The following is a 22,998-nucleotide window of genomic DNA, read 5'->3' on the forward strand; positions in this document are numbered from 1 at the left end:
ACGTCAGTGTGAGGGATAGGTTTCAATAGAGGACTAATTTGAATACCCGCCGGCCGCTCGCCGCCTGGACAAGGCCGTCGCCGGCAGATCCACGATGACCTGAAGGCCCTCGGGTCGCCATTCGCGCGACAGCCGACCGCCCAGCTGTCCCTCGACCGACAGGCTGGCCAGGGAGGAGCCGAAGCCGGTGCGCTGCGGCAGGCTCTGGATGACCGGACCGCCCGTTTCCGACCAGGTTAGGACGAAGCGATCCTCCTGTCGTTCGGTGTCGAGCGTCACGACGCCCCCGCGCTCGGACAGCGCGCCGTATTTGGCGGCGTTGGTCGCCAACTCATGAAACAGAAGCGCCACGGAGGTCGCCGCCTGATCGTCGAAGACGGCGTCCTCGCCCCGGATCACGACGCGCGCCCCCCCCGTCTCGTCCGCATAGGCCTTGAACAGGTCGGACAGGAAGGAATGCAGGGTTGTCGCCCCGATCGTGGTCTTGGACGTCTCGGTGTGCGGCCGCACGAACTCATGCGCCCGAGCCAGGGCGGCGATGCGTGTGCGCAGCGAGGCCGCAAACGCCTTGGCTTCCGGATACTGACGCGCCGACAGGGCGACCAGGGCGGTGACCACAGCGAAGATGTTCTTGATCCGGTGGCTCAGCTCCTGGCTGACCAACTCGCGGCCTTGCTCCAGCCGCTTCAACTCATCGATATCAGTCAGGGTGCCGAACCAGCGGGTTATCTCGCCCGCCTCGTCGCGGATCGCCACCGCGCGGCCCAGGGTCCAGCGATAGACGCCGCTGTGATGCTTCAGCCGGTATTCGATCTCATAGGGCTCGCCGGTTTCCAGCGAGTTGCGCCACACCGCCCACGCCCGTTCGCGGTCGTCGGCATGGAACATGTCGTTCCACCCCTCGCCGTCCGTCGATCCCAGAGGCACGCCCGTGAACTCATACCAGCGCGCATTGTAGTAGTCGTGGAAACCGTCCGGCAGAGTGGACCACACCATCTGCGGCATGGCGTCCGCCAAGACCCGGAACCGGCTCTCGCTTTCGCTCAGGGCCACGGCGGTTTCGGCGAGGTCCGTCTCGATGGTCTTGCGTTCGGTGATGTCCACCGCGACGCCGGGGAAGCGGATCGGCTTACCCTCCGCGTCGAAATAAACCTGCCCGCGCGCCAGAACCCAACGCATGTCATCGCCCTGGCCCAGACGATATTCGCTGACGAAGGCGCCGTCGCCCGTCATGGCGCGGTCGATCTCTTCGGCGACGCGCTGGGCGTCGTCGGGATGGACGTTGCTTGTGAAAACCTCGATGGCTGCGCCTTCGCGCGCCGCTTCCGGATCCACGCCATACATGCGCGCAAAGCGTTCGTCGGCGATCACGCGATTTTCGGGAATATCCCAGTCCCAGGCCCCGACATAGGCCGAGGCCTCCATCGCCAGCCGCGCCGTGCGGTCGCTGAGGTCACGGTCCAACAGGGCGCGACGCAGCTCAAGTTGCGTCATCACCTGTTGCGCCAGGGTCTTGAGCGCAATCAGCTGAAGCTCGGTCAGACCTTGCGGGCGCGGCGTGTCGTCCAGCACGCACAGGGCGCCCAGCGGCACGCCGTCGGGGGTCCTCAGCGGATAGCCGGCATAGAAGCGAATGTGCGGCGCGCCCGTCACCAGATCATTGTCGATGAAGCGGTCATCCTGCATCGCGTCGGGGATGACCATGACGTCGTCGCCCAGCATGGCGTGGGCGCAGAAAGACAGCGGGCGCGGCGTTTCGCGTACACCCAGACCGACCTCGGACTTGAACCACTGACGCTGGGAATCGACCAAACTGACGGCCGCCATAGGCGCTTCGCAGATGCGCGCGGCTAGCGACGCCAGATCGTCGAACGACCCTTCGGGCGTCGTGTCCAAAACCCCGTAGCTCGTCAGGGCCTTCAGACGGTCGCCTTCGTCCCACCTCGGACAATCGACTTCGGGGTGGGTCAAGCAGGCGTCCTCGCTGGGCCGGTCAGGCCCGGCCATCGACATCAATGCTCGGAGTGGCGAAGCGTTGCAATGCTGGATGTCAGTTCGCGGGGCGACCGACTTCCTCCACATCCATTGTCGTGACGCCCGCGGGCGCCGGAGCGGCGGGTTTGGTCGACGATGCGGGCCGCTCCAGGGCGTTCAGGCGCGCGTTGATGGCGGCGACTTCGTCACGCGTGGGCAGGCGGCGACCGCCCAGGCTGACCACGCCGACGACCCGCTGCTGACCATCGATCTCGACCGTCTTCAGAGGCGCGTCTTTCAGCGGAGCGTCGGGATCGGCGCCGCCGGTTGCAGAGCCGGCCGCGATCGTCATGCGCGGACGCGAGAAGCGCGCCTCGTCTATCGTCGGCTCGCGCCCATTGTAGGTTTTGCGGAAGGCGGCCGTTTCGCCATAGACGCCCTTCCAACGATAGAAGATGTGCGCGCCGATTTGCGTCACCTTGGCCACCGTCGGCGCCCACCAGGGATGCACATAGTCGGCGTGATAGTGTGTGGCGGTCCCCACCTCCTGAGCCACGGCGCCGTTCAGCGCACGCTCCGCCACCTTGCGCGCCCGCTCCCAAGCCCAGCCGACCGGTGCCTGGCCCAGCGAGCCGTCGCAGGTGAAGCTGAACTGACAGCCCGTGACGCGTTCGGCCCCTTCGAACACCACGCCGCAGACGGTGCTGGCGTAATTCGGATCGCGCACGCGGTTCAGGACCACCTGCGCCACGCCCGCCTGGCCGTTGTCCGGCTCAAGCGCCGCCTCGTAATAGACCGCCTGGGTCAGGCAGCGCAAAGCCCGCCTGCGATCCTCGGCGCTGCCCTTGAACACGAACGGCAGGGCAGGACGCAGCGCGCCGGACGCGGGCGCCATGGCCGCGTTCAGACGTTGGGCCTCAAGGCCGCTCTTGCCCGATTCCAGACCTGGCTTGCCGGCCAGCGTCAAGCTCTCCCAGCCCGGCGTCAGCCCGTAGAGAGCCGGCTGCAGAAGGTTGGGATCATGCCGCATGGCGACGGCCAGCTGCGACGGCGTCAGTCGCCCCTTGATCGCGGCCAGCCCGCCCGCGCCGAGGTCGCCGCCGGTGATGCGCGAGACCGCCTCGGCCGTCCGATCCATATCGGGCCGCACGCTGGACCCCGCCGCCATGGCGACGCCCAGCACCGCGCCGGCCGCGGGCAAGGCCGCCGCCGAACGCCGCAGCGCCTTCCACATCGTCTTCCAGAGCAACCGGGTCATTCAGGGTCCAATAGCCGCGATCGGCGCACCGGCCTTTCGCTGAGATCGCGCGTCTAGTCCGACTTATAGGCCATTTTCCGGCGTCACGACGACCGCCGTTATCAAACCCCCTGCGCGTCAGGGGTGGTCGCCCCAAACGCAAGGTGTAAAACTATGTTCCAGCGGGGCAAACGCGTCGCTGGTGGGGCGAACCGACGATATGAGCGCAGGCGGATCGAAACGGCGGATCGCGGTCATGGATCGCTGGCTGATCGGCCTGGCGCGCCTGTCGACGGCCTCGCCTACGCATCGCTTTTTGATCGGGATCGGCATCGCCCTCGCGGGTCTGGCGATCCGGGCGGCGGCGTCGCCGCTGTATGGCGAGGTGACCGGCTTCACCATCCTGTTGCCGGCGGTGACCCTCGCGGCTCTGGCGGCCGGCTGGACCGGAGCCTTGACGGCGCTGGCGGTGTGCACCGGCGGCGGCTGGGCGATCGTCGCGCTGACGGCCACCGGCCGGGATGGCGTGCTTGACGCCATCGGTGGTGCGGCGACCTGGAACTTCGTTCTGGTCGGCCTGTTCATCGCGGCGGTGGGGGCGTCGCTCCGCAAGGCCCTTTCGCGGCTGAGTGAAAGCGAGACCCGGTTCCGCGAACTCGCCGATACCGCCCCCTCGCCGATCTGGCTGCTGGACGCCAAGGGCGAGTTCGAGTTCGTCAACGCCGCCGTCTTCACCCTGCACGGGCTGGACATCGAGGCTCTACGCGAGGGCGGCTGGAAGACGGCCGTTCACCCCGACGATCTGGAGACTGTAAAGGCGGCCGAGAAGGCCGGCGCCGCTGATCGCGAGCCTTTCCAGATGGAGGCGCGCGTTCTGGGGCAGGATGGCGTTTGGCGCTGGATGCGGGCCGTCGTGCGTCCGCGCTTCGATGGGCAGGGCGTCTTCGTCGGCTATGCCGGCATTTCCTTCGACGTGACCGAAGCCCGCGAGGCGCTGGATGCGGCGGCGCGCGCCGCGCGACGTCAAGCCTTCCTGCTGGACTTCAGTGATCGTCTGCGCGACCTGACCGATCCCGAAGACATCATGGCCGATGTGGAGAGCACGCTCGGCGCGCTGCTGGACGTCGACCGGGTCGGCTATGGCGAGGTGGATCAGGCGGCGGGCGTCGTTTCCATGAGCCGCGACTGGACCGCCGGCGTCGAAAGCGCTCAGGGTCAGTTCAGCCTGAACGCCTTTGGCGAAGGTCTGATCTCAGACCTGAATGAAGGCCGCACCATCCAGATTTCAGATGTGCGCGAAGACCCTCGCACGGCGGCGGTCGCCGACGCCTTCGACGCCATCCAGACCCGCGCTCTGGTGCGCGCGCCGCTGATCCGGACCGGACGTTTGCGCGCGTTTCTCTATGTCCATTCGGCGACGCCGCGCGACTGGACCGAGGCCGAGGTCAGCCTTGTCGAAGAAGTCGCGGCGCGCACCTGGGCCGAGGTCGAGCGCGCCCGCGCGGAAAACGAGACCCGTGAGAGCGAACAGCGGTTCCGCGCCATCGCTGACACCGCGCCGGTGCTGATCTGGGTCACCAAACAGGATCGCACGCGCGCCTTCGTGAACCGCGCCTATGTCGATTTCCACGGCTCAGACTATCAGACCGTGCTCAACCTGGATTGGCGCAGCGCGCTGCATCCCGAGGATCAAGCGCGCATCTTGGCGGAATCGATTAACGGGGAAGCGACGCGCGAGCCCTTTTCGATGGAGGCGCGTTATCGCCGTCACGACGGCGAATGGCGCTGGCTGAAGTCCTTCTCCCGCCCCCGTCTGGCCGGTCAGGAGGTTGTCGGCTTCGTGGGCGTGGCGTTTGACGTGACGGACATGCGCACGGCCCAGGCGCGCCTGGAGGAATCCGAGAACCGCTTCCGCACGGTCGCCGACAGCGCGCCCGCCCTGATCTGGATGAGCGACGACGCCGCCCAGATGGTGTTCGCCAACAGGCGCTATCGCACCTTCTTCGGCGTCGAGGCGGACGCGCATCTGCCCGATAGCTGGCGGCGCCTGATCCACCCGGACGACGAGGGCGTTTTCGCCGCCGCCTTCATGCGAGCCTTCGAGGCGCGGGATCGGTTCGAGGCGCTGACGCGGGTCAATCATCCAACACTCGGTCCGCGCTGGCTGCGCACCGAAGGCGTGCCGCGCTTCGACGCCTCCGGCCTATTCCAGGGTTATGTCGGCGCCTGTCTGGATGTGACCGACGCCAAGCGGGCCGAAGACGACCTCAAACGCATCAATGAACTGCTGGAAGAAAGGGTTGACGAGGCCCTGATCGAAAAGGCTCAGGCCGAGGCGCAACTGGTCCATGCCCAGCGGATGGAGGCGGTCGGGCGGCTGACCGGCGGGGTCGCGCATGACTTCAACAATCTGCTGACCGTGGTGATCGGGGCCTTGGACATCATCCTGCGCAGCGAGAACGCGGCCAAGCGCAAGAAGCTGGGTGAGGCGGCGCTGGCGGCGGCGCGACGGGGCGAGAGCTTGACGCATCAGTTGCTGGCCTTCTCGCGTCGTCAGGCTCTGCGGCCCGAGCCGATCGATCTCAACGCCCTGATCCGCGAGAGCGAACCGCTGCTGCGTCGGGCCGTCGGCGAGGCCGTGGACTTCAAGGTCAAGCTGAAGCGTGGCGGCGCGCCCGCCAATGTCGATCCGGCCCAGTTCGAAGCCGCGCTGCTGAACCTGATCGTCAATGCGCGCGACGCCCTGGGCGATGTGACCGGGGCCAGGGGCCGCCAGGCCCGCATCACCGTGCAGACGCGGGCCTGCACGGTCGAGGCCGGACAGATCGCCGAACTGGCGGCGGGCGACTATGTCTGCGTCAGCGTCGCCGACAACGGCGAAGGCATGTCGCCGGACATCCGCGACCGGGTGTTCGAACCCTTCTTCACCACCAAGGGCGTCGGCAAGGGGACAGGCCTGGGGCTGAGCCAGGTCTATGGGTTCGCGCGCCAATCGGGCGGCGGCGTCCAGATCATCTCCGAGCCGGGACGCGGGGCCGAGATCTGCATTTTCCTGCCGCCTCTGTCGGCGGAAGACGCCGCAATGACGTCCAGTCTGGTCGCCGCCGATGGCGTCCCCGTAGTCGAGGGCGGGCGGATGTTGCTGGTGGAGGACGACGCCGGCGTCGCCGCCATCGCGCTCGAAATCCTGGAAGGTTTCGGGCTGGAGGTCGACTGGGCCGAGACGGGCGACGATGCGCTGAAGTTCCTTCAGGCCGACGACTTCGATCTGATGCTGACCGACGTTGTGATGCCCGGCGGCATGAGCGGCATCGATTTGGCGCGCGAGGCGGCGGCGCGCTGGCCGGATCTGCGGATCGCCCTGACCTCGGGCTACGTCGGCGAGGACGTAGATGCGGTGCTGGCCGACACGGTCTGGCCGCTGCTGCGCAAACCCTATTCGTCGGACCAGTTGCGCGCCCTGCTGGAACGCCTCAGCGCCGCGCCGACGAACTAACTAACAAGGGAACTGACGGCCAAAGAAAAACGCGCCGCAGCGATGCGACGCGTCGATCTATTTGGAGCTGCAGCTGGATTTAGCGGCGGGCCTTGCGGGCGGCGTAACGCGCGTCGCGCTTGGCCTTCTGCTCTTCCTTGGTTAGCTGCTTGCGCGCCTTGCGGTCGGCGCGCTTTTCGGCGTCGATCTCTTCCTGAGCGGCGAGTTCGGCGGCCAGACGAGCGGCTTCCTTTTCAGCCTTTTCACGACGCTGCTCGGCCTTGGCTAGTTCGTGCTGCTGACGCAGAGCTTCCTTTTCGGCGGCGCGCTTTTCAGCCAGACGCTCGAACTCGGGATCGGGCGCGGCGGCCTTGGGCTTGAATTTGGCGAGCAGGGCCTTCTTGGCCTCTTGCTGGGCGGTAATGCGGTCGGAGAATCCGGTCTTCAGATCTTTCATGCGAAAGCGTCAGGGTTCCTTGTGAGCGACCAGGGCGGTCGTCGGGGGTCAGGCTGCGCCACGCACGGCCCGAAGCGGGGCGCACAAAGCCGATAAGCGCGCGAAAATCAAGGTTCGCAGCCCGCAAATCGGCTTGATGCGTCATTTGGGGCGTCGCGGCGGCGTGGCCGCAACACTTCGTTCAGATAGGCGACGCAGCCCTGATCGCAAGCGCGGCGATAAGAGCGTGCGTCGATCGAGGCGGTCTTAGTTCGGCTTTTGCGCCTGGCCGACAGCCGTCCCAGCAGCACCGCCCACGGCGGCGCCGACCGGCCCGCCGACGACCGCGCCCGCGATAGCGCCGCTGGCGGCCTTCTGTTCGATGGTCGCGCCGCAGGCAGACAGGGCGAACGCCGCCGCAGCGGCCGCAGTCAGGGTGATGATTTTCGTCATGAGCTTCTCTCCAAAGGCCACGCTTGAACGCGAACGCGGCATAGCGGTTCCTGGCTTGGGGTCTAGTTGCGCCGACAACCACCGCCACAATTCTAAACAGCTTTGTTCGCTCCATTTAGTTTGCTGCGATGCAGCATATCTAGACATAACAAGTTCAACAGTTGATGGATACAGTATTCGGCCTATAGATTTATCCAGTCTTGCCGTTTTGCAGCCACACGGGTCGCCGCGACTGAAAAATACCTACCGAATCCGATGCGTTAACCATCGGATTGCGAATCGAACACATTGAGGCCATAAAAGGCTGGCTAAAGGCCCGTCCTCGACGCCCGGGCCACTGAGCCGAGCGCCGGAATTTGCAGGCTGGACCGCGACCGCAATGGGTCGCCTCGCCGGCAAGACTACCCCGGGGGCCGCGTTTCTCGCCCTGCTGAACAGGACTATCTCGTTGTCGCATTCCTCGCAGACGCGCGCCATTTTGCGCGCCGATCGTGTGGCCAAGATCAAGCCCATGACGGCTGCTGCAGCCTTTGGCGGTCTGTTGGGACTGGCGATCGGATGCGCCTATCTGGGCGGCACGACGGCGCGCGCGACGACGCTGCGCGCCCAGGCCGAACGGATTCAAGGCGCCACCGCCGCCGGTTTCACGGAAGAAGCTCTCGCCGCCGCCGCCGGCGGCCTCGACGCCAGCGCCCTGACCATCGCGCGTCGACACGATCCCTACACCAGCGCGGGCTCGGCCCAGCGCGATCGCCAGGCCGAACTGCTGGCCGCCCGTCTCGAACAACTCCGTGCGCCGGGCGACCCCAACCTTCGCCGCGCCAGCCTGACAGCACCGACCGCCGCGCCCGCGTTCCGCGTCGCCAACGCCCTGGACGCCAGCCGCGATCTCGATTGCCTGACCCAGGCCGTCTATTATGAAGCCCGCGGCGAGGGCGCCGACGGCATGAAGGCCGTGGCCCAGGTCGTCCTGAACCGCGTGCGCCACCCCGCCTTCCCCAAGACCGTCTGCGGCGTCGTCTTCCAAGGCGCGGCGCGCAGCACCGGTTGCCAGTTCTCCTTCACCTGCTCGGGCGCGATGCGCGGCCGCGTCAACCAGGCCGCCTGGAACCGCGCCAAGACCGTAGCCTCGAACGCCATGTCGGGGTCGGTCTTCTCGCGCGTCGGCAATGCGACCCACTTCCACGCCACAGCCGTGACGCCGGGCTGGCGTTCGTCGCTTGTGCAGGTCAGCCAGGTCGGCAGCCATCTGTTCTATCGCTTCGGCGGCCGTTCAAGCACCGGCGGGACCTTCACCTACGCCGCCCGTCGCGCGGCGCCGGCGGACCAGCCGCGCCTGATCCAGGCCGGCCTAAACCCGGTCGAAACCGCGCGCCAAGCCGGACAAGCGGTCGCCTATTCGATGGTGCTGGCGCAGGAAGGCCGCGCCCTGCCCGCGCCGGCGGCCCAGTCGACGACGTCCTCGCCTGCCGCCACGCGCGCCGCCGTGTCCCAACCGGCTTCCCGCCCTGCGCGGGCGAACGAGACCTCGGCCAAGACCGACGTCGCCGAAACGGCCTCCAGCCCCGCTTGATCGGCGGAGGCCTGGAGGCCGTCAGAGCGCGTCCAGGCCGATATCCAGAACCGGCGCCGAATGGGTCAGGGCGCCGACCGAGATGACGTCCACCCCCGTCTCGGCGATGCCGCGCACGGTTGTCAGATCGACCCCGCCCGAGGCCTCAAGCACGATCCGCCCTGCGACGCGCGCCACGGCGGCGCACAGGTCGTCGAGGCTGAAGTTGTCCACCATGATGACATCGGGCGCCGCGCCCTCGTCGATCAGGGCCAATACGGCGCCCAGTTGATCCAGCCCATCGACCTCGACCTCGACCTTCATCAAATGCGGGGCGAAGGCCTTGGCCCGCCGCACCGCCTCGGCGACGCCGCCGCAGACAACGACGTGGTTGTCCTTGATCAGGATGGCGTCATCCAGCCCGAAGCGATGGTTGATACCGCCGCCGCAGGCCACGGCGTGCTTCTCCAGCGCGCGCAGGCCTGGCGTGGTCTTGCGCGTATCCGCGATCCGCGCCTTGGTCCCGGCGACGGCTTCGACATAGGTGCGCGTTAGAGTCGCCACGCCGCTGAGCCGTCCGACCAGATTGAGCGCTGTCCGCTCGGCCGACAGGAAGGCGCGCGCGTCAGCCTCCACCACCGCCAGCACGTCGCCGGCCTCGAAGGCGTCGCCGTCTCTCAGCCGCAGATCGACCGAGGCCTTGGGGTCCATGGCCAGCACGGCCAAGCGCACGCAGTCGATGCCCGCGAGCACGCCGGGCTTTCTGGCCGAAAAGGCCGCCTTCATCCGCGCACCCTCAGGGATGCAGGCAATGGCGGTCATGTCGCCGGCCCGACCCAGATCCTCGGCCAGCGCCAGGCGTACGACAGGCTCGATCAGAACGTCTGGAAGTCGTCTCATTCCGCCGCCTCCAACGCCGCCGGGTATGGCATCCGCACCCGCGTATGCACAGCGACCCCGTCCGTCTGCGGATAGTCCGAGCGGTAGTGCCCGCCCCTGCTCTCGCGCCGGTCCAGAGCCGCCTGGGCAATGAGCCTCGCCGCCAACAGGACGGCCGCCGGCCCGTGCTGGCTCTGCAGCCGGTCAATCAGGGAGATGAGGGTCTGTAGTCCCTCCGCATCACGCACCACACCCGCATGCGCCGTCATGGCGGTCCGCAGTTCGGCCATCGCCGCATCCGGCAGGTCAGGCGAGATATCAGCCGCCAACGCGCGGCCGCCGCCGACTTCCTGGGCCGCCGACCGGCCCGCGCGCCGACCGAAGGCCGCCGCTTCCAGCAGAGAGTTGGACGCCAGCCGGTTGGCGCCGTGCACGCCGGTCGCCGCGCACTCCCCGACCGCATAAAGGCCCGCAACCGTCGTACGGCCGTCCGCGTCGGCGGCGGTCCCGCCCATATGATAGTGGCACGCCGCCATCACCGGGATCGGACTGATGCGTGGGTCCAGCCCGGCGCGCATGCAGGCGGCGAAGACGGCGGGAAACGCGTGAGGAAACTCGTCCCCGATCGCCGTGCGTGCATCCAGAAAGGCCCCTCGCCCGTCGGCGCGCGCCGCATGGACCGCTCGCGCCACCACGTCTCGCGGCTTCAGATCGGCGTCGGCCTCGTCGCCCAGCAGAAAGCGTCCCTGACCATCGATCAGTCGCGCGCCCTCACCCCGCAAAGCCTCGGTCGCCAGCGGCGCGGGGTCCAGTCCTACGTCGATGGCGGTGGGGTGGAATTGCACGAACTCGGGATCGAGCATTTCCGCGCCAGCGCGCGCGGCCAGGGCCATACCCTCGCCCTTCAACGCCGCCGGGGTCGTGGTCGCCGCGAACAGACCGCCCGCGCCGCCAGTGGCCAACACCACCGCCGTCGCCGTGATCTCGACCAGGCGGTCGCCGCGCATCACCACCGCCCCGACCACTCGGCCGTCGGCATCCTGCGACAGGGCCTTCAGTCGTGCGTCGTCCCAGACCTCGATCAGCTTTTCAGCTCGCACCGCCGCAACGACGGCCGACAGGATGGCTCGACCAGCGCCGTCGCCGCCAACCCGCGCCACGCGAGGAACGGAATGAGCCGCCTCCAGACTGACCACGAAGCCGCCGTCCGCATCCCGGTCGAACGGCGCGCCCAGGGCCGCCAGCCACTCCACCGTCTCGCGCCCGGCGTCGGTCAGGGCGCACGCCGCGACCGCCTCGACCAGACCCGCGCCCGCCGCCTCGGTATCTTTGGCGTGCAATGCGGCCGAATCCGGCGCCGTCAGCGCCGCCGCCATCCCGCCCTGCGCCCAGGCGGACGAACAGGCGTTCAGCAAGGGCTCGGGCGTCACGACGAGAACCTTCGCGCCGGCCTTGGCCGCCTCAAGCGCAGCCGACAGCCCCGCCAGCCCCGCCCCGACGATCAGAGGTCCGTGATGCCGCGTTCGGTTCATCGTCCAAAGCCCAAGTAGTTGAGGCCCAACTGCACCGCGCCGGACGGATCGCCCGCGGTCATCGGCATCAGGGCGCCGACGGCCGCCGCCGCGCACGCCGCGAGGGTTAGCAGATAGAGCGCCAGGCTGTTGGCCGCCTCGGGCCAACTCAGCGTTCCCCAGGCCGCACGCCAGACGCCGCGCTTCAGATGGCTGAACACCGACAGGGCCAGAAAGGCGGCCAGAATGAACCGCCCGGTCGTCAGTCCCCACCAGACCACCGTCACGCCGATCACCAGCAGCACGATCTGCTCCAGACGCGGATGCACACGCGTCAGCACCGGGCCCAGAGCCTTGGATCCATCCAGAGGCGGCGCAGGCACAAGGTTCACCAGATTGAGCATGGCGATGAAGAAGGCGCCCATCAGCCACTCTCCCTGCCCCAGAACCATCCAGACCCCGACGAAGGGGATCATCGCCAGCAGGCCGAACGCCGGTCCGGCCAACGACACCAGAACCCCGTCCCACTCACTTTTCGGCTCCCGCCGCGCCTTTGCCAGGCCGCCCAGGAAGGGGATAATGTAGATGCGGGCCGGCCCCATGCCGAGCTTGTTCATCGCCAGGGCGTGGCCCGCCTCATGGACGAACAGGCCGATCAGCACCGCGCCCGCCACGATGGCGCTGCCCGTGATCCACCACAGGAAGCCGCCCATCAGCGCTGTGGACAGCATCGCCCACACCAGGCTCTGGTCCTTCTCGACCGGCGCTTCGGCTGCCGGCGCGGTTTCACGCGCCAATGTCGCTTCGGGCTTGGCGTCCCAAGGCCCCGGCGTGCGGCCAGGCGTCTGATCTGTGGTGTTTGTGTTGCTCATGGCGTCCAGATGGGCGCGGACGACCGACCCGTCGCCGGGACCGATCGCCGCGTCACGCTCAGATCAGTTCCACATCCACGTGGTGGCGCGCCTTGACCAGATCGTAGCGCGCGGGAATGGCGGGCGGCGGCAGGTCGATCATTCGCTGCACCGCCAGGCGTCCGCGTTCGATCATGTCGGCCGGCACCGTCACCTCGAACTGCATGTGCAGCAGGCAGTCGCGGATGTTCTGCAGCGTGATCCGCTTCATATGCGGGCACAGGTTGCACGGGCCGATGAACTGCACGCCCGGCACGTCGCCAGCGACGTTCGAGGCCATCGAACATTCGGTGATCATCACCACCTGTCTGGGCCGGCGCGCCTCGACATAGTCGGTCATCGCCGCCGTCGAGCCGGCGAAGTCCGCCGCCGCCAGCACGTCCTCAGGGCATTCGGGGTGGGCCAGGATCTCGGCCCCCGGATAGGCGGCGCGCATCTCGGCGATATCGGCGACCGTGAACCGCTCATGCACCTCGCAGCGACCTTTCCAGGCGATGATGCCGACCGTCGTCTGGGCCGCGACATTGCGCGCCAGGAACTCGTCCGGGATCAGGATGACCCGATCCACGCCCCATTCCTTCGCCGCCCATTCCACCACCTGAACGGCGTTGGCGGACGTGCAGCAGATGTCGGTCTCGGCCTTCACATCGGCGGTGGTGTTCACATAGGTCACGACCGGCAGGCCCGGATAGCGCTGCTTGATCAGCCGCACATCCGCGCCGGTGATCGACGAGGCCAGCGAGCATCCCGCGCGCAGGTCGGGGATCAGCACGGTCTTTTCCGGGCTCAGGATCTTCGATGTCTCGGCCATGAAATGCACGCCCGCCTGGACGATCACCTTCGCGTCCGACCGCGCGGCCTCCTTGGCCAGACCTAGGCTGTCGCCGACATAGTCGCCGACGCCGTGGAAGATCTCGGGCGTCATATAGTTGTGGGCCAGGATCACCGCGTCGCGCTCGCGCTTCAGCCGGTTGATCTCGCTGATCAGGCGCGCCTGCGCAGGCCATTCCAGCGGCGTGACGTGGTCCTTGACCTTGGCCCACACCCCGGCGGTTTCCCGCTCCAGCTCTTTCGTCAGACCAAAGGCGCCGTCAGCCATGATCATCTCCATACCCTTATGCTCACATTTAGCATAAGCAGGCGCAATGTAGGCCGATGCGTGTGCTGTGCAAGAGGAAATGCATACCTCTTCCTGCAAGTCACCGACGACCGCGATCTGCAAAAACCGTTCCCAAGTGGGCGGATATCGCCTAGATGGCAGCCCACTTCTTTGCCCCCAAGCGCCTATTCACGACATTTCCATGCAGGACACCATCCGCCGCATCCTCACCGCCCGCGTCTATGATGTGGCGGAGGAGACGCCTCTCGACCCGCTGCGCCGCCTGTCGGTGCGGCTCGAGCGGCCCGTTCTGCTGAAGCGCGAGGACTTGCAGCCGGTCTTTTCGTTCAAGATCCGCGGCGCCTATAACAAGATCGCCGGCCTGTCGGAGGACGAACTGTCCAGGGGCGTCATCTGCGCCTCGGCCGGCAATCACGCGCAAGGGGTGGCCCTGGCGGCCGCACGTCGCGACATTCCCGCCACCATCGTCATGCCCACCACCACACCGGGCATCAAGGTCGCGGCCGTGCGCGCCCTTGGCGGCGAAGTGGTTCTGCATGGCGACAGCTTCGACGAAGCCTATGCCCACGCCCGCCATCTGGAAAGCCAAACCGGCGCGGCGTTCATCCATCCCTTCGACGACCCCGACGTCATCGCGGGCCAGGGCACGGTGGGCCTCGAGATCGCCCGTCAGCACGCCGATCCGATCGAAGCCATCTTCGTGCCCATCGGCGGCGGAGGCTTGGCCGCCGGGGTCGCGGCGATCGTCAAATTCCTGCGGCCCGAGACCCGGATCATCGGCGTCGAGCCTGTGGATGCTCCGACGATGAAGTCCGCCATCGACGCGGGTGAGGTCGTGACCCTGAACGAGGTCGGCCTGTTCGCCGACGGCGTCGCCGTGCGTCGAGCCGGGACTGAGACCTTCCGGCTGTGCAAGGATCTGCTGGACGAGATCGTGCTGGTGGACACCGACGCCATCTGCGCCGCGATCAAGGACATCTTCGACGACAGCCGCGCCATCGCCGAGCCCTCGGGCGCCGTGGCCTTGGCGGGGCTGAAGGCCTGGGCCGCCGCCCATCCCGGTAGCGGCAGTCTGATCGCCGTCAACTCGGGCGCCAATCTGAACTTCGACCGGTTGCGCCATGTCGCCGAACGGGCCGAGATTGGCGAGGGCGCCGAGGCGCTGCTGGCCGTGGCGATGAAGGACGACCGCGACGACTATCGTCGATTCCTAGACAGTCTGGACGGCCGTTCGGTCACCGAATTCAACTATCGCTGGTCCGGCGACGGGCAGGCGCAAATCTTCGTCGGCGTCGCCCTGCGAAACGGTCCGCACGAGCGCGACGACCTGATCGCGGCCCTGCGTTCGGGCGGTTACGCCGTCGAGGACATGAGCGACAATGAGACCGCCAAGCTGCATGTCCGCTACATGGTCGGCGGCCGCACCGTTGGCCTGCCCCACGAACGCATCCTGCGCTTCCAGTTCCCCGAGCGCCCCGGCGCCTTCCTGCGGTTCCTGAACAGCCTCCAGCCCGCCTGGGCCCTGACGCTGTTCCATTATCGCAACCACGGCGACGACGTCGGCCGGGTGCTGGCGGGGATCAGCGTGCCGCCCCAGGAACAGGACCAACTGACCGCCGCCCTGGCCGATCTGGGCTACCCCTACGTCGACGAGACCGCCAACCCGGCGTGCCGCCTGTTTCTGGACGGTGCGTAACTACGTAGTGCGACCTTAACCGGACGTTTGCGGGCGGCGGCGCATGAATACAGGCCTACGGAGCCCGTCATGTTCTCGTTCAATCGCCTGTCCATCGCCCTGAAGCTCGCCGTCGTGGCGGGGCTTGCCATCGGCGCCCTGATGATCGTCGCGGCCATCGGCGTGACGGCCTATTCCGGCGCGATCGTCCGCGACATGGCCGGCCGATACGCCGAAAGCGCTGCGCTAGAAGCCTCGCAAGAGATCCGCAACGAGATCGTCTCGGCCGGCACGGGCGCCAAAACCCTGGCCGCGACCTTGGGCGCCGCACGACAGACGGGCCTGACCGACCGCGCCGCCTACATGGCCTTGGTCAAGCCGAACGCCGAAGCCACCGATCAGGTCATGGGCGCCTGGTTCATGGCCGCCACTGACGCCGTCGGCGCAGACGCCGCCCACATTGGTGATGCGGCGAGCAGTTCGAACGTCAACGGACGACTTTCAATCTATTGGGTGCGTCGTGACGGTCAGATTTCCTTGGAGCCTGAGGCAGACGGCTCGGACTTCGAACAGGCCTATTATACCGAACCGATGGCCAGCGGCGCGCCGGTCGTAGTCGAGCCGTACGAAGAGAACATTGGCGGCGGCAAGGTCGCGATGACCTCGGTCGCCTATCCGGTGCGCGCCAACGGCCGCATCATCGGCGTCGCGGGCCTGGATATCACCTTGGCCAACCTGTCGCAGCGCTTGGCGGCGATGAAGCCGCTGGGCACGGGCCGCGTGACCCTGGTGTCGAACAAAGGCGTCTGGGTCGCCCATCCGGACGCCGCCGTGCGAGGTCAAGCCTATGCGGATGCTGGCGCGGACATCGTGCGCAACGTCATCGCCAAACGCCAGGCCCAGGCGGTCGAGGGCGTCAGCGTGAACGGCGAGCCGGTTCGACGTCTGGTGCAGCCCGTGATCCTGCCCGGTCAAAAGGCGACCTGGGCCGTCGTTCTGGACATCCCCGTCGCGACGATCGAGGGTCCGGCGCGGCAGTTGGCCTTGATGCTTCTGGTCGGCGGCGTTCTGATCATCGCCGCCATCATCGTCGCCCTTCTGGTCACCAGCGACCGTTTGATACGACGCCCACTTGCGCGTCTGACGGCCGATGTTCGGACCATGAGCGAAGGACGTTATGACGTTCCCGTCGCCGGTGCGGACAAGGCCGACGAACTGGGCCAGATTGCGCGGGCGCTCGAAGGGTTCCGGCTCGAGCTTGCGGACGGCCTGGCGCGGCGCGATCAGCAACAGCGCGAACGTGCGGCCGCCGAAACCGATCGTCGCCGGCACGCCGAGGAGACGGAGCTTTTCGCCGCCTCGCAAACGCGCGCCGTCGAGACTTTGGGCGAAGGTCTATCGCGCCTCGCCGCCGGCGACCTAGCCTGGCGGATGCCCGAGGCGGGCTTCACCGCCGACACGCGTCGCATCCCGGAAGATTACAACGCCGCCCTGCATCAGTTGCACTCGACGATGACCGGCATCTGGACCACGGCCCAGTCGATGCGCGGCGGATGCCAGGACATCGCCGCCGCCGCCGACAGCCTGTCGCGCCGCACCGAGCAGCAGGCCGCCGGTCTGGAGCAGACCGCCGCCGCGCTGGACGAGCTGACGCAGACGGTACGCAGCAGCGCCGAAAACGCCGAGCGCGCCCGAGACATCACTCAGGCCGCTCAGGCGGCGGCGGACAAGGGCGAGGCCGTCGTGCAGGACGCAATCGGCGCCATGTCGGAGATCGAGCAGTCCTCGACCCAGATCAATCAGATCGTCGGCGTCATCGACGAGATCGCCTTCCAGACCAGCCTTCTGGCCCTGAACGCCGGCGTCGAGGCCGCCCGGGCCGGGGAAGCCGGACGCGGCTTCGCCGTCGTCGCCTCCGAGGTGCGGGGCCTGGCCGAACGGTCGGCCAGCGCCGCCAAGGAGATCAAGGCGCTGATCGCCCTGTCGCAAAGCAATGTGCAGCGCGGATCCGATCAGGTGTCGCTGACGCGCGATAGCCTCAGCGCAATCGCTGTCCAGGTTGCGGAGGCCAACGCCCTGGTTCGCACCATCGCCGCCGCGACGCGCGAACAGTCGGTCGGCATCGGCGAGATCAATGTGGCGATCAATCAGATGGACCAATTCACCCAGCAGAACGCCGCCATGGTCGAAGAATCCACCGCCGCCAGCCACGCCCTGACGAGCGAGGCCGGCGAACTGGAGGGGCTGATCAGTCGCTTTGATCTGGGTCAGACGGCGCAGTCGAGACGCGCCGCCTGATTAGAGGACGGGCACCACGCACAGCGCCCGTCTGTCTTCACGCCTTATCGATGGCGGCGGCGATCTGATCGCTGGAATGGCCCGTCAGGTCCTTGGCGATCTCGCCGACCAGCTTGGCTTGAAGGTCTTTGTGCCAATGCTTGCGCAGTTCGCCCAGCGTCTTGGGCGCTGCGATCACCAGCAGTTCGTCGATCTTGTTGGTGACCGACCATTTGTTCAGCACCTCGGCGACGCCCATGGCGAAACCGTCCTCGGCCTGGGTGTCATTGTCTGGGTTCGCCTCATTGGATCGACGGCCGGCCGAACCCGACACCCGATCCGCGATGGCCGGGGTTTCCAGCGGCGTCAGCTTGATGTCCGAAGCGTTCGTATTCTTGAACAGGGCCAGCTTCTCGCCATCGACCACCGCCACCAGCGCGCCATTGGAAAGTTTCATCGTCGATACTCCAGTGTGTAGGGACCTGGACAACGAACCGGGACGCAGGCCGTTGCCTCGCGCCGCCGATCCCATAGTGTCGCGCGACAAAACCGCCGGGAGATAAACCATGCCTGACGTCCTGCCGCTGGACCGCCGCCGCCTGATGGCCCTGGGCGCATCGGGCGCCGCGGCTGCGATCTTGCCAGGGTGCGCGACCATGACGGCTGCATCGCCGCGCCAGACGGTATGGACCTTTGATCGCCTGACCGACATCGGGGGGATCGAGACCCGCGTCGAGGGCGCGCCGGGCCTGATCGACAGCCCCTTTGGCCGAGCGGTTCAGTTCGACGGCGTGGACGACGCCCTGTTCATCGATCAGCATCCGTTGGCCGGAGCCGAGACCTTCACTTTCGAGGCCCTGTTCCGACCCGACGGCGGCGCCTTCGAGCAACGCTGGTTTCATCTCGCCGAAGAGGCGCCGGCCGGTCAGCCGCCGTCGCAGACGCGATTCCTGTTCGAGATCCGCGTGGTTCGGGACCGCTGGTATCTGGACGCCTTCACGCGCGGCCCCGGCTACAACCACACCCTGATCTTCCCCGAGCGGCTCCATCCGTGCGGACAGTGGTTCCACGTCGCGCAGACTTTCGACGGCGTCCTGTACCGGGCCTATGTCGACGCGGTCCTGCAGGGCGAGCACCCGGTGCCGTTCAAGCCGCAAGGGCCAGGCCGCGCCTCGGTCGGTTGCCGCATCAACCGCGTGAACTACTTCAAGGGGGCGGTGCGTCAGGCCCGCTTCACCCACGCCGCCCTGACGCCTGAAAGGTTCACTCGCGGCTAAAGCAGCCGGCCGCCCGCTTCATGCGCCAGAAGCCAGCGTTTGCGCTCAAGTCCGCCCGCATAGCCGGTTAGCGTCCCGTTCGCTCCGATCACGCGGTGGCACGGCACGATGACGCCGACTGGATTGGCGCCGTTGGCCAGACCCACGGCGCGGACGGCCTTGGGCGCGCCGATGGCCGCAGCGAGCTGACCATAGGTGCGCGTCTCGCCGATCGGTATGTCGCGCAACGCCGTCCACACCGCACGTTGGAACTCCGTGCCGCCCGTGCGGACCGTGATGGCGTCGAAGGCGGTCAGGTCGCCGCCGAACCAGGCCTCGACCGCCCGACGCACCGGCTCCGGCGCGCGGCCTTCGGTCAGGACAACCTCACCGTAGTGTCGGCGCAGCAGCAGGCGCAGACGGGCTTCATAGTCGTGGAAATCAAGCGCGCGCACCGCGCCGTGGGCGTCGGTGACGACCAGCACCTCGCCGACGGGGGACGGGATGCGATCCAGGGTCAGATGCATGTCAGGCTGCTTGGTCATCTCGCCGCTCCTCGCTCAGGGCCCAGTAGAGTGCGCCATAGGCCCGCCACGGCCGCCACCGCTCGGCGCGCGCCAGCAGCGCGGCGTCTGTCGTCGTCAGCCGGTCGCTGGGCGCATCCGCACCGGCATCGATCCAGTCGCCCGCAAGCCGCAACCCCGGCCTGGCCGTGATTGCCGCGCGCAGCACGGGGTCGGCCAATAAGTCGCGCGTGATCGCCTCGGGATCGGCGGCGAGGTCGAAAACGCGCCGCACCCGCGCCAGCACGCCCGGCAAGGCTTTCAGATTCTCAACCCGCGCCTCGACCGCCGCCTTGCCCGGTTGGGCGGGGCGCACCATCACCGAACCGTCCGTATCGTCCACGTCGGGGTGAAGCCGCCGGGTCCAAGCGTCGTTGACCACTGCTTCGCCTGGGACGCTGCGTATCGCCAAGGTCTTCATCATGGCATCCCAGTCATAGGGCGGGCGGTAGGACAGGCCGATCTTTATCACCCCGCCCGCTTCGGCCTCGACCTTGCGACGCCGCAGGTCGGACGGTGCGCGCCCATACAGGGCCTGAAACGTCTCATTGAATCGTCGTACGCTGCCGAAACCCGACGCCATCGCCACCTTGGCCATCGACAGGGTGCTCTCGTGGATCAACTGTTTGGCCAACAGCACGCGCCGCGTCTGGGCCACGCTGACCGGGGCCGCGCCCAGATGCTGGCGGAAAAGGCGGCGCAGCTGCCGCTCGCCCATGCCCAGCCGTGTCGCCAAAGCGTCCGTGTCGCCGACATCCAGCGCCCCCGCCTCGATCAGGGCCAGGGCCCGGCTGACGGTATTCGACGTGCCGCGCCAGGCGCCCATTTCCGGCGCCGTCTCGGGCCTGCACCGCAGACAGGCCCGCAAGCCAGCCGCCTCGGCTGCTGCGGCGCTGGGGTGAAAGACCACATTCTCGCGCTTCGGCGTCCGCGCCGGGCAGACCGGCCGACAGTAGATCCCCGTCGAGGTCACGCCGGTGAAGAAACGCCCGTCGAAACGGGCGTCCCGCGCCACGACGGCGCGCCAGCAGGCCTCCTGATCCAAAACCTGATCCATGCCCGCAGGATGCGCCGCCCGCCCGACGATGTCTCGCGGTTTTCGGACATGAATCGGATCAGTCTCTCAGGAAGAACAAGGCCTCCACCGTCGTGTCCAAAGCCCGGGCCAGTTCCAAAGCCAGAACGGTCGAGGGCACGAAGACGCCGTTCTCGACCGTATTGATGGTCTTGCGCGAGACGCTGGCCTTGTCGGCCAGCCCCTGCTGCGTCAGGCCTGCGGCGGAGCGCGCCTCCTTCAGCCTCGAGCCGAGCCTGGGATCACCCATCGCGACCGGCCTCGCGATCCAGCCAGGCGAACCGCAGGCCCGCCGACGCCCCGCCCAGCGCCAGCACATAGGGCAGAGCCAGCACGCCATAGTCCGCGCGCCACAGACCCAGACCCAGCGCCACGGTGACCCCGCCCATCAGCACGACGAAGGCCAGGATCATCGACCGCGCCCGCAGAACCTGCGTCAGCTCGTCTTCCATCAGACGGCGGTTCTTCTGTGCATTCCAATCCCAGCCCATGACGAGCACGGGAATCAACCAGCCGTACAGAACCGGCAGCAGGATCTGCACGTAGGCGCCGAGATTGTGGTCCCCGCCCAGAACCCGCTGCATGGCCAGATGCGCCTGAGCCATGAACAGCAGCAGTACGAGGGGAAAGAGCACCAGCTGTCGGGTGCGCTCCCGCTGCAGCTTTTCGCGGCGGGCGCCGTCCCGGCTCTCCGCAACATCGATGGTCTGACCGGGGCGGCCGCACCACGCCGTCATGGCCCCGATGATCATCAGCCCGAAGCCGAAGCCCGCCGCCACGCCCGCCGTCGTCGCCTGATCGCCCTCTGTTCCATGCATGAGTGCAAAGCCCGCGCCACCCGCCAAGGCGGCGGCGCCGATGACGAGCATGGCGACGCCGCCCCACCAGTATCGACGCCGGCTCGACTGCACCCGCAGAACCGCGGCGTTTTCATCCTTGTTCACGACGTCCTCCTGAAGTAACCTTGAGGTGACATATCACCTATAGGTTACATGCCGTCAAGAGGGGGCGTCGCCTTTATCGACCGACGACCAGCCGCGCCGCCGCGCGGATGACCCGCACCACCTCTGCGGCGAAGGCCCAGACCACCACAACCATCAGAATCGTCGCCACCCCGCCGACGTCCTCGCCGGAACGGCCGATCAGAACCCGAATCCGGTCCACGAAATCGGTGACGCTGCCGACCCAGATCACCGGCGACAGGGGCGACCAGAACCAAACCCACAGCAGGCCCCAGGCGGCGGCGATCCCAAACGCCAGATCGCCCAGCGCCGTCACCCGCACATTGCCGCCCGACGCCGCCCGCATCAGGTCGAAGCCGATGCGGCAGGCGGCGAACAGAGCGACCGGCCAATAGGCGACCCGCACCATGTCCGCCAGAATGCGCCCGTAATCGACGCCGTCGACGACTCCGGCCAGTTCCTCCGGCCGGATCGGCGCCACCTGCAAAAGGCCCGTCCACCACAGCAGCACCACGGTCCAGCCGATGGCGCTGGCCACCGCACGCGCCACGGGCGACATCTCGGCGCTCTTGCGCACGGCGCGGCCGGACTTGGCCTTACCCGCGCTTCCGCCCGACCAGTCGCCGTTCGCCAGCTTCTGCCCCCACTGTTCGGCGTCGAAATCGCCGCCCAGCTCGAACATACCCAGGTCCTTGACGCGCCATTTGGCGATGAAGTCCGGCTTCTTCGACTGACGCTCCAGCACGAAGCCGACCGCGGTCAGGAGACCGACGACCGTGATCGCCCCGCTGATCAGGCTGGAAACGCCCTGCCCGATCGCCTGGCCCACATAGACGTCGCCGACCAGGACCCGCACCGCCAGGCCGATCAGGGTGACAGCCGCCATCACCGTCAGCCCGACTTTCAGCCCGAACATCCACCACGGATAGAGCTCAGGCCCGATCAGCGCCTGCGGTCCTGGGCGATAGCGCGCCGCCACGGTCAGCGGATGACCGACTTCGCGCAGCAGGCCCTCGACCTCGTCGTCGATCGGCGCCCGTCCTAGGCGAGCCTCCAGGGCCTCCAGACGCCCCATGATCTCGTCGCGCAGCTCGGCGACGATGTCCTCGCGGTTGTCCTTCGGCAGCTGGGCCCCCACGGCCTTCAGATAACGTTCGACCAGGTCCATGCCGGTCTCTCCCTCTTTCCCGATATTCACAGCATCTTCTCCAGCGAGGCCGACAGGCCGCGCCATTCCACGGCGAGCCGTTCCAGCATCGCCTCCCCGCGCGATGACAGGCGATAGAAGCGCTTCTTGCGCCGCCCCTCCTCGCGCCATTCGCTGTCCAGCAGCCCCTGGCTCTCCAGCCGGCGCAGCAGCGGATAGAGGGTGCTCTCCTCCATCTCGACCCCGACCTCGCCCAGGGCGACCCGCAGCGAATAGCCGTACTGCTCGCGCCGCAAGCTCGCCAGCACGGCCAGGATCAACGACCCCCGCCGCAGCTCCAACCGCAGACTCTCGAACAGCAACGCCTCGTCATTTTCGCTCACCCACCACCTCCGTGCGTCACATAGTGTGTGACGCACAGTGTATGCGGCATACTGTGTGAGGGAGTCAAGCGCCCCTCCACCGCCTCTCCGGGAGATCACCCAAAGAAAAAGG

Annotated in this window: 20 protein-coding genes; 5 read left to right on the top strand and 15 right to left on the bottom strand. The window is 67.6% G+C overall.

The features are described 5' to 3' along the window. Positions 1-33: 33 nt before the first annotated feature. Complete coding sequence (locus ABIC32_RS02300) at positions 34-1,971, bottom strand: PAS domain-containing protein (RefSeq protein WP_354072048.1); 1,938 nt, start codon at positions 1,969-1,971, stop codon at positions 34-36. Between the two features lie 79 nt (positions 1,972-2,050). After that, positions 2,051-3,232, bottom strand: coding sequence for a cell wall hydrolase (locus ABIC32_RS02305; RefSeq protein ID WP_354072050.1), 1,182 nt, complete (start codon positions 3,230-3,232; stop codon positions 2,051-2,053). Between the two features lie 235 nt (positions 3,233-3,467). Here ABIC32_RS02305 and ABIC32_RS02310 point away from each other — a divergent pair, with 235 nt between their 5' ends. Next, the gene (locus ABIC32_RS02310) at positions 3,468-6,707 is read left to right on the top strand and encodes a PAS domain S-box protein (protein ID WP_354072052.1); all 3,240 of its coding nucleotides are present in this window, start codon (positions 3,468-3,470) and stop codon (positions 6,705-6,707) included. Between the two features lie 79 nt (positions 6,708-6,786). On the opposite strand, the gene ABIC32_RS02315 is transcribed toward ABIC32_RS02310, so the two are convergent. Beyond that, positions 6,787-7,143, bottom strand: coding sequence for a DUF6481 family protein (locus tag ABIC32_RS02315; RefSeq protein WP_055752926.1), 357 nt, complete (start codon positions 7,141-7,143; stop codon positions 6,787-6,789). Positions 7,144-7,389: 246 nt separating this feature from the next. Beyond that, positions 7,390-7,575 carry a hypothetical protein gene (locus ABIC32_RS02320; protein WP_066549928.1) on the bottom strand — a complete coding sequence of 62 codons (186 nt, stop codon included), beginning with the start codon at positions 7,573-7,575 and terminating at the stop codon, positions 7,390-7,392. Between the two features lie 448 nt (positions 7,576-8,023). On the opposite strand from ABIC32_RS02320, the gene ABIC32_RS02325 reads away from it, so the two are divergent. Further along, positions 8,024-9,148, top strand: coding sequence for a cell wall hydrolase (locus ABIC32_RS02325; RefSeq protein ID WP_354072055.1), 1,125 nt, complete (start codon positions 8,024-8,026; stop codon positions 9,146-9,148). Positions 9,149-9,169: 21 nt separating this feature from the next. Here the strand turns inward: ABIC32_RS02325 and nadC are convergent, their stop codons facing one another. Genes nadC through nadA form a run of 4 tightly spaced genes read right to left on the bottom strand, consistent with a single transcriptional unit; the run spans position 9,170 to position 13,539 of the window. Then, entirely contained in the window at positions 9,170-10,027 is an 858-nt protein-coding gene (nadC, locus tag ABIC32_RS02330) for a carboxylating nicotinate-nucleotide diphosphorylase (RefSeq protein ID WP_066549924.1), read from the bottom strand. Further along, positions 10,024-11,538: an L-aspartate oxidase gene (locus ABIC32_RS02335; protein WP_354072058.1), complete on the bottom strand. Its 1,515-nt coding sequence runs from the start codon at positions 11,536-11,538 to the stop codon at positions 10,024-10,026. Before ABIC32_RS02335 ends, nadC begins: the two co-directional genes overlap by 4 nt. Beyond that, positions 11,535-12,389: a metalloprotease gene (locus ABIC32_RS02340; RefSeq protein ID WP_354072060.1), complete on the bottom strand. Its 855-nt coding sequence runs from the start codon at positions 12,387-12,389 to the stop codon at positions 11,535-11,537. Before ABIC32_RS02340 ends, ABIC32_RS02335 begins: the two co-directional genes overlap by 4 nt. 58 nt (positions 12,390-12,447) lie before the next feature. Further along, positions 12,448-13,539, bottom strand: a complete 1,092-nt coding sequence (nadA, locus tag ABIC32_RS02345; protein ID WP_354072062.1) for a quinolinate synthase NadA — start codon at positions 13,537-13,539, stop codon at positions 12,448-12,450. A gap of 190 nt (positions 13,540-13,729) precedes the next feature. Here nadA and ilvA point away from each other — a divergent pair, with 190 nt between their 5' ends. Both ilvA and ABIC32_RS02355 read left to right on the top strand, forming a co-directional pair. Next, complete coding sequence (ilvA, locus tag ABIC32_RS02350) at positions 13,730-15,244, top strand: threonine ammonia-lyase, biosynthetic (RefSeq protein ID WP_354072064.1); 1,515 nt, start codon at positions 13,730-13,732, stop codon at positions 15,242-15,244. A 69-nt stretch (positions 15,245-15,313) separates the two neighbouring features. Further along, a complete protein-coding gene (locus ABIC32_RS02355) occupies positions 15,314-17,521 on the top strand; it encodes a methyl-accepting chemotaxis protein (protein WP_307512393.1) in 2,208 nt (735 codons plus the stop codon). 37 nt (positions 17,522-17,558) lie between these two features. On the opposite strand, the gene ABIC32_RS02360 is transcribed toward ABIC32_RS02355, so the two are convergent. Continuing rightward, complete coding sequence (locus ABIC32_RS02360; protein ID WP_017504716.1) at positions 17,559-17,957, bottom strand: host attachment family protein; 399 nt, start codon at positions 17,955-17,957, stop codon at positions 17,559-17,561. A 109-nt stretch (positions 17,958-18,066) separates the two neighbouring features. Here ABIC32_RS02360 and ABIC32_RS02365 point away from each other — a divergent pair, with 109 nt between their 5' ends. Continuing rightward, positions 18,067-18,777, top strand: coding sequence for a LamG-like jellyroll fold domain-containing protein (locus ABIC32_RS02365; protein WP_354072067.1), 711 nt, complete (start codon positions 18,067-18,069; stop codon positions 18,775-18,777). Here the strand turns inward: ABIC32_RS02365 and ABIC32_RS02370 are convergent. From ABIC32_RS02370 to ABIC32_RS02395, 6 genes are all read right to left on the bottom strand, one after another. Next, complete coding sequence (locus ABIC32_RS02370; RefSeq protein WP_354072069.1) at positions 18,774-19,301, bottom strand: methylated-DNA--[protein]-cysteine S-methyltransferase; 528 nt, start codon at positions 19,299-19,301, stop codon at positions 18,774-18,776. The genes ABIC32_RS02365 and ABIC32_RS02370 overlap by 4 nt on opposite strands. Next, positions 19,285-20,376 (bottom strand): bifunctional transcriptional activator/DNA repair enzyme AdaA, encoded by a 1,092-nt coding sequence (locus tag ABIC32_RS02375; RefSeq protein ID WP_354072071.1) that lies wholly within the window; start codon positions 20,374-20,376, stop codon positions 19,285-19,287. The genes ABIC32_RS02370 and ABIC32_RS02375 overlap by 17 nt, the downstream gene beginning before the upstream one ends. 58 nt (positions 20,377-20,434) lie before the next feature. Continuing rightward, positions 20,435-20,644, bottom strand: a complete 210-nt coding sequence (locus tag ABIC32_RS02380) for a helix-turn-helix transcriptional regulator (protein WP_199060406.1) — start codon at positions 20,642-20,644, stop codon at positions 20,435-20,437. Next, positions 20,637-21,338: a hypothetical protein gene (locus tag ABIC32_RS02385; protein WP_199060407.1), complete on the bottom strand. Its 702-nt coding sequence runs from the start codon at positions 21,336-21,338 to the stop codon at positions 20,637-20,639. The genes ABIC32_RS02380 and ABIC32_RS02385 overlap by 8 nt, the downstream gene beginning before the upstream one ends. Before the next feature lie 73 nt (positions 21,339-21,411). Then, on the bottom strand, positions 21,412-22,524 hold the full coding sequence (locus tag ABIC32_RS02390; protein WP_354072074.1) for a hypothetical protein: 1,113 nt from the start codon (positions 22,522-22,524) through the stop codon (positions 21,412-21,414). A gap of 26 nt (positions 22,525-22,550) precedes the next feature. Further along, positions 22,551-22,886: a PadR family transcriptional regulator gene (locus ABIC32_RS02395; protein WP_199060408.1), complete on the bottom strand. Its 336-nt coding sequence runs from the start codon at positions 22,884-22,886 to the stop codon at positions 22,551-22,553. Positions 22,887-22,998: the final 112 nt, after the last annotated feature.

It is taken from the genome of Brevundimonas sp. 1080 (genome assembly GCF_040545985.1).
GTDB lineage: Bacteria > Pseudomonadota > Alphaproteobacteria > Caulobacterales > Caulobacteraceae > Brevundimonas.